Source organism: Chryseobacterium vietnamense, from assembly GCF_031454475.1.
Classification (GTDB): Bacteria; Bacteroidota; Bacteroidia; order Flavobacteriales; family Weeksellaceae; genus Chryseobacterium; species Chryseobacterium vietnamense.
In genome coordinates this window covers 1,506,630-1,519,349 of record NZ_JAVDQX010000001.1, presented here as the reverse complement: position 1 = coordinate 1,519,349, position 12,720 = coordinate 1,506,630, and the positions used below count along the sequence as shown (strand labels likewise).

Here is a 12,720-nt window from a genome sequence, read left to right as displayed (position 1 = left end):
TCACTCTAATACTCTCAAACCCTCCAACCCAACAATCACTGCAACCTATTATCTAAAACCTAATCCCTAAATAAAATGAAATACTGTGCTTTTCTCCGTGGTGTCAACGTAAAAGGAACCAATATGAAAATGGCTGATGTATGCCAGGTTTTTAAAGATGCTGGCATGAAAGACGTGAGTTCAATATTGGCTTCCGGAAATATCGTGTTTTCTTCAGATAAAAGCGTGGAAGAGCTAAAAACCATTCTTGAAAAAGCAATGTCAGAACATTTCTCATATGAAGCTTTTTTGTTTGTGAAATCTAAGGAAGAAACAGAAGTTTTCTGGAACAGTATTCCTTTCGAAAAGAATGAAAATTTTCATATTTATGGCTTTGTAGGAATTCCCGGAGTGGAAAAGGTTTTGATGGAGGAGTTTCAGAAAGCTGCACAGGCTGAAAACGAAAGGGCAGAAATTATCAATGATATCTTTTACTGGCAGGTCCCGAAAGGAAATACCCTAGATTCTACCTTTGGGAAGATTTTGGGAAAGAAAAGTCTTAAAGATCAGTTGACCAGCAGAAATGTGAATACATTTGAGAAGGTTTTAAAAAAAATGAATTAAAATACACGAATCACCTTCGGATATAACTTATCCAATTATATTATAACATTTTATTGGAAATTCAATAGGAGCGGGCTTTAGCCTGCTTATCAATAAAAGTAAGAGCCATTGGCTTCAGCCAAAACCTAACTTATAAGTTATGGTAGACTGATTTCGTGAATGAAGCAGTTAGTATTAGGGCTGTCATGCTGAGCCTGTCGAAGCATCTGTCAATAATCTACTATCTATTATCGAGTACTCATTAACAGCTAGTATTAGAGTTGTCATGCTGAGCCTGTCGAAGCATCTGTCAATTCATAACCCGAAATTCAAAATTCTTTTGATTACCATATTGTCTCTTGTAAGGTACACTTTAATAAAAACAGCTAGTATTAGAGTTGTCATGCTAAGCCTGTCGAAGCATCTATCAATTAATAATTAGAAACCAATATTCTTTTGATTATCATACTGTCTGTCTATTGTAAGGTACACGTTAATAAAAACAGCTAGTATTAGGGCTGTCATGCTGAGCCTGTCGAAGCATCTATCAATTTATAATCAAAAATCCAAAAGGGTTAAAAACTATTGCAGCCATAGCCTGTTAAAGCAATCAAATAATTTCCATTTGTGAAACTTTCTCAGTATTTTTACTGAACTTTTTAATTATATCAAAATGATTCAGTATTTAGATAATATTTCGCACAAAGATTCAAAGAACTTTTTCCTTATTGCCGGTCCTTGTATTATTGAAGGAGAAGATATGGCATTAAGAATTGCTGAAAAGGTAATCAGTATCACAGACAAATACAATATTCCCTATATTTTCAAAGGGAGCTTCAAAAAGGCTAACAGAAGCCGTGTAGATTCTTTCACTACCATTGGTGAAGAAAAATCTCTTGAAATCCTTAAAAAAGTTGGAGAGACCTTCAATATTCCTACAACAACGGACATTCATGAAAATGAGCATGCAGCGTTGGCAGCACAATATGTAGATGTTTTACAGATTCCTGCTTTCCTTGTTCGTCAGACTGATTTATTAATCGCTGCCGCAAAAACCGGAAAATGTGTTACCCTGAAAAAAGGACAGTTCCTTTCACCGGAAGCAATGAAATTTGCGGTTCAGAAAGTAACAGATTCTGACAACCAGAAAGTAGCGATTATTGAAAGAGGAAATTCTTTCGGATATACAGACCTTATCGTGGATTACAGAGGAATTCCTACAATGAGAGAATATGCTCCGGTTATTTTAGATGTTACACACTCTTTACAGCAGCCTAACCAGAATTCAGGGGTTACAGGTGGAAGACCGGACCTTATTGAAACTGTTGCTAAAGCAGGAATTGCAGTAGGAGCAGACGGAATTTTCATTGAAACACATCCTACACCGGAAACCGCATTATCTGATGGTGCCAACATGTTAAGATTAGATTTATTAGAAGATTTGTTACAAAAATTGACAAGAATTAGAGAATCGATTTTGTAATTGTTAAAAAAACATTAATTTTAGAAATTCTAAAACATTTCTTTTGAAAAAACTAGTTTTACCGCTAAGCCTTATGGTCCCGTTTCTGATTTTCTCCCAACAAAGAAAAAAGGATACAGCGACCACTAGAGTAACCGATATAGAGGAAGTTGTCTTCCAGAAAAAAGCAACAGGAAGAACCAATGACCTTACCAACGTAAGAATTTCAGCAAAAGAGGCAAAATCAGTAGCTTCTATTAATGGAGGAATTGAAGGCTTGCTTAAAACACTACCTTCCGTAAACTCCAATACCGAGCTGTCTTCACAATATATGGTTCGTGGTGGAAACTATGATGAAAACCTTATCTACATTAATGATATTGAAATCTACAGACCTTTCCTGATCAGAAACTCTCAACAGGAGGGGATGAGTATAATTAACCCGGATATGGTTTCTGCAGTGAATTTCTCTGCGGGAGGATTTGAAGCCAAGTATGGTGATAAAATGTCTTCTGCCTTAAATATCTATTACCGTGAACCTGAAAAATTTGAAGTTTCAGGAGAGGCCAGTTTAATTGGAGGAAGGCTCACTACCGGGCTGGCTTCCAAAAATAAAAAATTTACAGCCTTATTTTCGGGAAGATACAGAAACACCAACCTTGTTCTTAATACCTTAAAAGAAGATACGGATTTTAATCCAACGTATTGGGATTTCCAGTCTTATCTGAATTATCATGTCAGTGATAAATTCAGCATGTCATTCATCGGATATTATTCCAAGAACGACTATCAGATGATTCCTAAAGCGAAAAGCGTTACGTTTGGAAGTCTTCAGCAGCCTATTACCGTCAATATTGGATATGGAGGTCAGGAAAATGACCAGTATAAAAATATGATGGGAACATTCTCTATGAATTATAAGCCGGCAGACAAGTGGAAACTTACCCTGGATGCCTTTGCCTATCAGAACAGAGAAAGGGAGTATTATACCATACAGTCGGCCTACGAACTTCAGACTTTTGATCCGGTGACACAACAGCCTGTGACTTCTTTTGATGTGGGAGGGCAAATAGAACATGCAAGAAATGACTTATTTGTAAGAACCTACGGAACTCAGTTCAGAGCCAAATTTTCACCCAATGTAAACACAGACTTTGAGGTAGGTTTCAAATATGAAAAAGAAAATCTGAAAGATCTTACTAATGAGTGGAAATTAGTAGATTCCGCAGGGTACAGCCTTCCAAGACCGGAAATTATTGATCCAAGAACAGGGACAACAGGTGATCTTAAGCTTGCTTATTATATTGCCGGACAAAACAATATTGAACCTACAAGACTTTCAGCATATGCACAGTATTCACAGAAGTTCTACTGGGGTGCCAGTAAAGTGTTTGTGAATGCCGGAGTACGTGTTGCCAACTGGAGTTTCAATAAAGAAACGATATTCTCTCCAAGAGCCCAGTTTGCAATCAAGCCGGATTGGGACAGCGATATGTTGTTTAAAATTTCGGGGGGAATTTACTATCAGGCTCCTTTCTATAAAGAAATCAAGGATTTAGATGGTAATTTTAACTCTAATATAAAATCGCAGCGCTCTATCCAGGTTATTCTTGCCAATGATTATGAGTTCCAGATGTACGACAGGCCATTCAAACTGACTACGGAACTTTATTATAAAAAGATGGATAACCTGATTCCTTATTACATGGATAATGTAAGGATTCGTTATTCCGGGCAGAATAATTCCAAAGGATATGCCTATGGTATCGATACCAGATTATTTGGGGAATTTGTACCAGGTGTAGATTCTTGGTTATCCGCGAGTTACGCTAGAGTATATGAAAATATTGATGGAAGAGGAGATATTCCCAGACCTACAGATCAGAGGTTGAGGTTTGCTATGTTCTATCAGGATTATATGCCAAGCTTCCCGTCTATGCGTGTGAACCTTACTCTGGTATACGCTATGGGATTACCTACAGGAGCTCCAGTAATGTTTAATAGCAACGGACAACCAGATTTTGGTTCAGCTTATAATTATCAGCAGACACTTCCTTCTTATAAAAGGGTAGATTTGGGATTGACAAAAGTATTCATCGATCCGAAAGAAAAAAATAAGAGATCCGGTTTCTGGGGTAATTTTGAAGAACTGACATTAGGAGTTCAGGTTTTCAATGCATTTAATATTAACAATACTGTTGCGAACCAATGGATCACAGATTATAACAGTAATTATATGTATCCTGTTCCGGTACGTCTTACAGGGCGTTTCTTCAATGTGAAGCTTGAATTCAAACTGTAAAAAATTAAAAGATGAGGTTGATGTTAATCTCTCAAAAAATACATAAAAGCTTTCGGAGAAATTCGGAAGCTTTTTATTTTACCCGAATTTTGTAACATCATTACCAAATTTTATAACAACAGTCTCAGAGATATTTTTATCTTTGTCCTATCAATGAAAAAGATTCTTGCCATACTGTTTTCTATTTTCTACTTCGGATTCTCTTCCGGAGCAGCTTTTAGCATTCATTATTGCATGAAGGAATTTGTTTCTGTAAGCCAGAAAACAGATGGTATCTGTGCTAAATGCGGCGTTAAAGATAAAAAAGGATGCTGCAAAACAGAGATCAAAATCGTAAAAATAGATGATTCTCAAAAAGCAGATTATCTTCATGTTGATTTTTTAAACACGGTTTCAGAGATTCCTGTGAAACAGCAGTTTGTAGTGGTTGACAAGTCTTTTTCAGCTACCAAATTTACCCAGATCCAGATTAATGCACCGCCTGAATTCCGGCCGGTCCCAATCTACCTCAATCATTGTAATTTTAGAATTTAGAATCCGTCTGTCGTTTTCTGTATCATCTTATACAGTTACAGGCGACATGTTCTGACGCATATTTTTGATGCGTTACCCTTATTCTTTATTAAAAATTAATTCTAAAATCTAAAACAATGAAAAAATATATCATTACAGCAGCCTTATCTTTATTTTCAATCATTTCATTATCAGCACAGTCTAAAAAAGATGCTCAGGTTTCTAAGCTGTATCAGAACTATATCGCAATCAAATCAGCACTAGCTTCAGATGATGCAGATAAAACTTCAAAAGCCGCAACAGAATTCATTAAAACAGCTTCAACCATTGACTATAAAATGGTTTCGGAAGGGAATCTGAATGTTCTTAGAAAAGATGCTTCTGTTATTTCCGAAGCAAGAAATGTTACTGCCCAGAGAGAAACCTTTCTCAACCTTTCAGATAATATGATCGCTTTAACCAAGGAGTTCAAACTTTCTGAAAAACCAGTCTATGTTCAATATTGCCCAATGGCAGACGGCAGCTGGCTGAGCGATGAAAAACAGATTGCCAACCCATACTACGGGAAATCTATGCTTTCATGCGGAAGTGTAAAGTCAGAGATTAAATAATTAGTCTATTATTCTTTAAAATAATAAGTTGTATAGCTAAAGTTATAATTGACTTTAAGTTGTACAACTTCTAAAAACTTTGAAATATTATGAAAAAACTGATAATGTTTCTGGTGCTGTTATTCTCTGTTTTTACTTTCGCTCAAAATACAAAAACGTATTATACCTGTCCGATGCACGCTGAAGTGGTCTCCTCAAAGCCTGGGGACTGCCCGAAATGTGGAATGACTCTGATTAAAAAGACAGCCGTTGTAAAGCCGGAAGCGAAACCTGCAGCTAAAACAGAAACAAAGGCAAAACCTGCAGAAACAAAAATAAATAAGACAAATAAAATAAAGGAAGCAACTAAGGTTGAGCAAACAAAAGTAATAAAGCCTTCTGTTCAGCCAGAAAAAAAAGTTGTATCATCAGCTAAAGCTCAAACTACTTATACTTGCCCGATGCATCCGGAAATAGTTTCGGAAAAACCGGGAAAATGCCCTAAATGCGGGATGGATCTGGTAGAAAAAGAAGATCATTCCCATACACAGGCCGAAAATCCCAAAGAAGAAAAATCTGTTTTAAAACGTAATTCAGAAAACGGAAGAATTACTTTCGGTGGGAAAACGGTTCGTTATGATCTGTATGTAAAAGACACCATTGTCAATTTCACCGGAAAAAACAGAAGAGCAATTGCGATCAACGGAAAACTTCAGGCTCCGACTTTATATTTTACAGAAGGTGATACAGCCGAAATTTACCTCCACAATATGCTTAAGGAAAATACAGGATTGCACTGGCATGGGGTAATTCTTCCCAATGAACAGGATGGTGTTCCTAATCTGACCACGAAACCTGTAAAACCGGGAGAAACCCATTTATATAAATTCAGAATCTCTCAGAACGGAACCTATTGGTACCATTCTCATGAAGCACTGCAGGAGCAGATCGGAATGAATGGTATCCTGGTTTTCAAAAAAAGAGAAGGTGAACCGAAAACAGAGTACAATGCTGAAATTCCGGTACTATTAGGAGATTGGAGTGATGATGATCCGATGCAGATTGCAAGAAGACTTCATATGGCCAACACAGACTGGTATGCGGTAAAGAAAAATGCAGTACAGAGTTATTGGGAAGCCATCAAGTCCGGCAATTTAGGTACAAAAGCCCTGAATGAATGGAAAAGAATGGAGGCGATGGATGTAAGTGATGTTTATTACGATAAATTCCTGATCAATGGAACTCCCAGTTCAGATTATTCCAATCTAAAGCCTGGAGACAAAGTGAGATTAAGAGTGGCCAACGGAGGTTCATCTACCTATTTCTGGCTGAATTATGGAGGCGGAAAGATAAAAGTAGTCGGAAATGATGGAAATGATGTGGTTCCGATAGAAGTTGACCGTTTGATTGTCGGGGTTTCCGAGACTTATGATATTGAAGTCACTATTCCGGAGAATAAAAGCTTTGAATTCAGAGCGACTTCAGAAGACAGAATAGGACACGCTTCCCTTTGGCTCGGGTCCGGTGAGAAGGTAGAAGCTCCCAACCTTCCAAGGCTGATGCTTTTTGAAGGAATGAAAATGATGAACGGCATGATGGAAATGAGCGGAAATATGAAGCCTATGACAATGACGATGGGAAACCAGATGATGGATATGAACGAAGTAATGTACCCGGAATTATCTGAAAATCAAAGGAAAACTACAGCAAAGCATATCAATGAGATGATGGGAGTGAAGACGAAAGAAGATAAAAAAGAGGATCATTCTCAACACTCCGGAATGGATATGGGAGAAGAGAAAACCATTAAAAGATTGTCTTACAATATTTTAAAATCTCCTGAAAAAACTATTCTTCCTACAGACAGCATCCGTGAAATGAAATTTACGCTGGAAGGGAATATGAACCATTATCTGTGGACGCTGGATAACAAAACCGTAACAGAGACGGATAAAATTCTGATCAAAAAAGGAGAGGTGCTTAGAATTAAAATGTATAATAATTCTATGATGCGCCACCCGATGCACCTTCACGGTCATGATTTCAGATTGATTAATTCAAAAGGGGAATATTCTCCATTGAAAAATGTGGTAGATATCATGCCAATGGAAACCGTAACGATAGAATTTGCCGCAAATCAGGATGGTGACTGGTTTTTCCACTGCCATATCTTATACCATATGATGGCGGGAATGGGAAGAATCTTCAGTTATGAAAACTCTAAACCCAATCCACAGCTTCCGAACAGAAAATTAGCCTGGAAGAACTTTATACAGGATAATAAAATGACCAGTTCTATGGCAATGCTGGATGTAGCAAGTAATAAGATCCATGCAGAAACGATGACGATGTTCGGACCGAGATGGGCAAACCTTAATGAGTTTCATTCCAACTGGAATTTTGATCATTTTGAAGGAAGTGCAAAAGTAGGACGGTTTTTAGGAAAATTCCAGTGGGCGCTTCCCTATGCAGGAGTAAGAGTTCAAAAAAATCATGAGATCATGGAAAGACAAATGGCAGAAGATATGGGTATGGATTTTCATGGGAAAAAGACCTGGTTCGGACAGCAGAAAGCTTCCAAAAACAAATTGGCATTCATGGTAGGTATGCAATATGTACTTCCGATGTTGATTACAGCTGATGCAAGTGTAGACCAGAACGGAAAAGTACTGTTGGAACTGAGCCGTGAGGATATTCCACTTTCAAGAAGACTGAGAGGAAACTTCAGCGTCAATTCTGATGGTGAATTCTCAACGGGAATGAGGTATATTCTTCAAAAATGGTTATCCGTTTCCGGAAACTATGATAATGAAATGGGCTGGGGTGCAGGTGTTACTTTAACATATTAATTTTTTTAACCATATTATTTAAGAAACAATGAAAAATATAATAACCGTACTGTTTGTGGGAGCTACATTATACTCTTGTAATAAACCCGACAGTAAAATATCTGAGAAGAAAGCAGAACCTGAAATTAAAATGACGGGTAAAACCGAACCTGCAGAAATTTCAAATCAGGAGGTAAAAGAAAACCCGGAAGAAAGTAAAAAAGAAACCGGCGAGCTTTCAGCTTTTCCGATTCAGCAAATTATCAAAGGTTACCTTCCTCTAAAAAATGCCCTGGCTCAGGATGATTCTAAAAAAGCTTCCGATGCGGCTAAAAGTCTGTTTTCTATATTAAAGAAAATAGATATCAGTAAAACAGATGCAAAAAACAATTCTGAGTTGCGTGATATTGTAGAAAGTGCAGCAGAAAATGCAGAACATATAGGAAAATCTGATGATATAGCTCATCAGAGAGAACATCTGTTATCTCTGAGTAATGATATAAATGATTTAATAAAAGAGAAGGGAACTGGCGGATTAAAATTATACCAGGACTTCTGTCCAATGTACAATAATGGAAAAGGTGGGACCTGGATCAGTGAGTCGGAAGAGATTATTAATCCATATGAAGGACAGAAAATGATTAACTGCGGATCTATAAAAAAAGTATTTTAAAACAGTAAAAAGAGATGAACCGACACATGAAAAACATATTGCTAGGGTTTGTTCTAATTTTTTTACTTATTCAGATTATTCAGCCTGCCCGTAATATTGATTACGGGCAGGTTCCTTCTACAGATATCTCAAAGGTTTACAAACTTCCTGAGAATGTGCAGTCTGTTCTTAGAAATTCCTGCTACGACTGTCACAGCAATTCTACTCATTATCCATTTTATTCTTATATACAACCTTTAAGTTATTATCTTGAAAAGCATATTAAAAAAGGAAAAGAAGAATTGAATTTTAATGAATGGGGGAGCTACAGCCGTCGTAAACAGACTAATAAATTAGAATCTATTGTGAATCAAATAAAGCAGAAAAAAATGCCGCTTACTTCTTATACTTATCTTCATCCGGAAGCGCAACTTTCCGAAAAACAGATAGAAGAAATAGTTCGCTGGATAGAGCTGACGCAGGCTGAAAATGAAAAATAAGAACTTAAAAACAAAAGCCATCTCGTGCAAGTGAGATAGCTTTATTTAATTTAATACCGGAACTTTATTTAGAGGCTCCTGCAGTTTTTTCGCTTTTTGGTGTATAGGTCACTTTTGAAATATCCACCGTCATTTCCTTCAGACGTTTTGCCACCTTATCAGGCATTTCTTTCTGATATCTTCCTCCGATTACTTCAGCTAGAAATTTCTCTGTTTCAGCGTACATTGCCATGCTGTTTACAGGTTTACGGAATCCGTGCCCTTCATCATCGGCTAAGATATAATTTACTTTTTTCCCTTTATCACGCAGTGCAATGACAATTTGATCCGCCTCAGCCTGTTTTACCCTTGGATCATTCGCTCCCTGAACAATCAGTAATGGCTTGTTGATCTTATCTACACTGAATAACGGACTGGCATCATGCATACGTTTTTTACCCTCTTCAGTTTTAGGATCACCCACCATTCCGTAAAGGAAAGCACGTGCAGCTTCCCAGTAAGCAGGGACAGAATCCAATAAAGTAAAGAGGTTGCTTGGCCCTACAATATCTACTCCGGCAGCATATACATCAGGAGTGAAGGCTAAACCTGCGAGTGTTGCATATCCACCATAACTTCCTCCCATAATTACTACTTTATTTTTGTCTGCAATTCCCTGATCAATCAGGTATTTTACACCCCAGGTGATATCATCCTGCATTAGTTTTCCCCACTGAAGATCTCCGCCGTTCTGGAACTTTTTACCGTATCCGCCACTCGCTCTGAAGTTGGGTTGTAATACCGCATATCCTCTGTTGGCTAAAAATTGTACGGTTGAATTGTATCCCCAATAATCTCTTGGACCTTTCGGACCTCCGTGAACCAGTACCACTACAGGAACATTTTTACCGCTTGATCCTACAGGTAAAGTCAGATATGCCGGAATTTCAAGTCCGTCACTGCTTTTATAGCTGATAGGAGTCATTGCAGCCAGATATTTTTCAACCTTTTTCAATTCTGTTCTGGGTGTATATTGAAAAATTAACTCTTTTGTCTTTGCATCGAAGAAATACGCCTCAGAAGCATATTTATCTCCTCCTACAGAAACCAGAAACTTAGAATAGTCATTGGTTGAGCTTGAAAAAGCCACCTCTCTTCCGGGAAATTTGCTTTGCAGAAATTTGTAGTTAGCTTCCCATGTTTTATCTTTCCAGTAATACTCCGTTTTATCTCCGGTGTACGAGGTGTTAATCATCTTTCTTGTATTTCTGTCCAGAAACAGCCCTCCAAAGTCTACTTTATCTTTAGGATCACTTTCTACTTTTGTGATCTGTTTTGTCTTAGGATCCATCAGGAATAATGCCGATTTATCAAGATCTCCTTTATTGGTTACAAGATAAAATTTGGAATTATCCTCGTTCCAGTTGGAGATATAAGCACTTTCCGTTACCAGTGTTTCGTAAATAGGAGTCAGTTTATCACCTTCTTTATAAAAATATTGGGTGGTTCCTTTATCATCAGTTTTTGACAGAACCCTTAATTTTTCATCCCAGTCAAAATCATAGCTGGTGATGCGGTCTTTATTTTCAAAAATCTTTTTCAGTTCACCTGTAGAAATTTTCAATGAATACAAGTCGTGCCAAGCTTTATCACGGTTATTCAATCCAATCATGAATAGATCGGGATCTTTTCTGCTCACCATATAAATCTGAGCAGTTACATCCTTAAGCGGCGTTATATTTCGGGATTCCGGAACTCCTTTTGCTACTTTCGCCATAGGATCAACCGCAAAAATATTCATGTTTTCATCTCCGTTATTATCTTTTACATACAGGATATATTTTCCGTCTTCTGACCAGAAGTAGCCATTCAGCGGGCGTTTGCTGTCTGTAAGTGGGCGTGCTTTATCAAAAGGTTCGTCAATTTTTTTTACCCAGATATTCATAATTCCTCCATATTCTTTTGTAAAGGAAATCCATTTTCCATCCGGGCTTAGCTGCCCGCCGGAAATCTCCGGGTTACCAAAAAATAAACCTCTGTCCAGTACCGGGACCTCCTGTGCTCGTGCCGTATGAACTCCTATGAGCAGGAGCAATACATAAAAGATTTTTTTCATGTTGTTAATTTTTAGTTGTTATTAATAAATTGTTTATGATTTTTAAACTGTATCTTTTCTTATCATCATAATCTACATTTCCAGTTCTATTATTTTTTTTGCCATTTTCTGATTCATGCTTTCCGGAATCAAGCCCATCAGAAAATTACGGAATGAATTTCCTTTTTCCCATTGAGAAAACTTTCCAATGGTACGGCTGGTGTTGACAATATAATCCACCTTTTTTCTTCTGACATTTTGAAACGCTTCAAAAACTGCATTAAAATTCTGTTTTTTTTCCAGCAGTTTTCCAATAATATAAGCATCCTCAATAGCCTGGCAGGCACCTTGTCCCATATTGGGAGTTGTAGCATGAGCAGCATCTCCAATCAGGCATAGATTTTCAGAATACCATTTGGGAATAGGAGCGAGGTCGGCAATGATATTACAAATAATATTTTCGTTTTCAGTGGCTTCAATAAGTTGTAAAACCAGGGAATCAAAATCTTTAAAAATATCTGTAAGCGATGCCTCACTGCTGAAACTCTTTTCATTGATACATGCATACCAATAAACCTTTTTTTCAGAAATTTTTACAAAACCAAAACGTTTTCCTTTGCCCCACATTTCAAAAGCTTCCTGATGGTATTTTTCCGGCAGATCAAAATCTACCAGACCACGCCAGCATTTTTGCCCTGAATTTCGTATGGTACCGGTTTTCAGGATCTGATTACGGATAGGAGATTTTATACCGTCTGCACCAAAAACGATTGTGCTTTCAATCTGGTTTCCATTGTCAAAATCTAAAATATAGTGTTCCTTTTTTCTTATTGTCTGCAGTGAATGATTTAATCGGATACAATCAGAAGGAAGGTTTTCAGCCAAAATCTTTTGAAGTTCGGCCCGGTGAATCGCAACATTGCAGGAATTGTAATGCGTTTCCAGTTCAAGGATTTCGGTTTTGGAGATTGTTTGTAAAGATTCATTAGCGATAACAATCCTGTGAATTTTATTACCTGCTTTTTCAATCCTTTCTTTTAAACCCAGGTGGTCAAAAACCTGCATCGCATTCACGGCCATCATAATTCCCGCTCCTACAGGTTTTATTTCGGGAGCGGACTCATAAATTGTGAAATCATACTGATGCTGTTTCAGTACATTTCCGAGGGTCAATCCTCCGATTCCGGCTCCAATGATTGAAATAGAGTTCATAAGAT

Annotated in this window: 10 protein-coding genes; 8 read left to right on the top strand and 2 right to left on the bottom strand. The window is 37.5% G+C overall.

Going from position 1 to position 12,720, the window contains the following annotated elements:
- Positions 1–75 precede the first annotated feature (75 nt).
- The 8 genes from J2786_RS06760 (at position 76) to J2786_RS06725 (ending at position 9,429) form a co-directional block, all read left to right on the top strand.
- Complete coding sequence (locus J2786_RS06760; protein ID WP_047429995.1) at positions 76–603, top strand: DUF1697 domain-containing protein; 528 nt, start codon at positions 76–78, stop codon at positions 601–603.
- A gap of 652 nt (positions 604–1,255) precedes the next feature.
- Positions 1,256–2,065: a 3-deoxy-8-phosphooctulonate synthase gene (gene kdsA / locus J2786_RS06755; RefSeq protein WP_047429997.1), complete on the top strand. Its 810-nt coding sequence runs from the start codon at positions 1,256–1,258 to the stop codon at positions 2,063–2,065.
- Positions 2,066–2,108: 43 nt separating this feature from the next.
- Complete coding sequence (locus J2786_RS06750; RefSeq protein WP_310024381.1) at positions 2,109–4,346, top strand: TonB-dependent receptor plug domain-containing protein; 2,238 nt, start codon at positions 2,109–2,111, stop codon at positions 4,344–4,346.
- Positions 4,347–4,499: 153 nt separating this feature from the next.
- Positions 4,500–4,880 carry an HYC_CC_PP family protein gene (locus J2786_RS06745; protein WP_310024379.1) on the top strand — a complete coding sequence of 127 codons (381 nt, stop codon included), beginning with the start codon at positions 4,500–4,502 and terminating at the stop codon, positions 4,878–4,880.
- A gap of 116 nt (positions 4,881–4,996) precedes the next feature.
- Positions 4,997–5,470: a DUF3347 domain-containing protein gene (locus J2786_RS06740; RefSeq protein WP_047430006.1), complete on the top strand. Its 474-nt coding sequence runs from the start codon at positions 4,997–4,999 to the stop codon at positions 5,468–5,470.
- Positions 5,471–5,559: 89 nt separating this feature from the next.
- Positions 5,560–8,298: a multicopper oxidase domain-containing protein gene (locus J2786_RS06735; protein WP_310024377.1), complete on the top strand. Its 2,739-nt coding sequence runs from the start codon at positions 5,560–5,562 to the stop codon at positions 8,296–8,298.
- A gap of 28 nt (positions 8,299–8,326) precedes the next feature.
- On the top strand, positions 8,327–8,950 hold the full coding sequence (locus tag J2786_RS06730) for a DUF3347 domain-containing protein (RefSeq protein ID WP_310024374.1): 624 nt from the start codon (positions 8,327–8,329) through the stop codon (positions 8,948–8,950).
- Between the two features lie 26 nt (positions 8,951–8,976).
- Positions 8,977–9,429 carry a heme-binding domain-containing protein gene (locus J2786_RS06725; RefSeq protein WP_310024371.1) on the top strand — a complete coding sequence of 151 codons (453 nt, stop codon included), beginning with the start codon at positions 8,977–8,979 and terminating at the stop codon, positions 9,427–9,429.
- A gap of 64 nt (positions 9,430–9,493) precedes the next feature.
- Here the strand turns inward: J2786_RS06725 and J2786_RS06720 are convergent, their stop codons facing one another.
- Together J2786_RS06720 and J2786_RS06715 are read right to left on the bottom strand one after the other, a co-directional pair.
- Positions 9,494–11,524 carry an alpha/beta fold hydrolase gene (locus J2786_RS06720; protein WP_310024369.1) on the bottom strand — a complete coding sequence of 677 codons (2,031 nt, stop codon included), beginning with the start codon at positions 11,522–11,524 and terminating at the stop codon, positions 9,494–9,496.
- 72 nt (positions 11,525–11,596) lie between these two features.
- Entirely contained in the window at positions 11,597–12,715 is a 1,119-nt protein-coding gene (locus J2786_RS06715; protein WP_047430021.1) for an FAD-dependent monooxygenase, read from the bottom strand.
- Positions 12,716–12,720 lie beyond the last annotated feature (5 nt).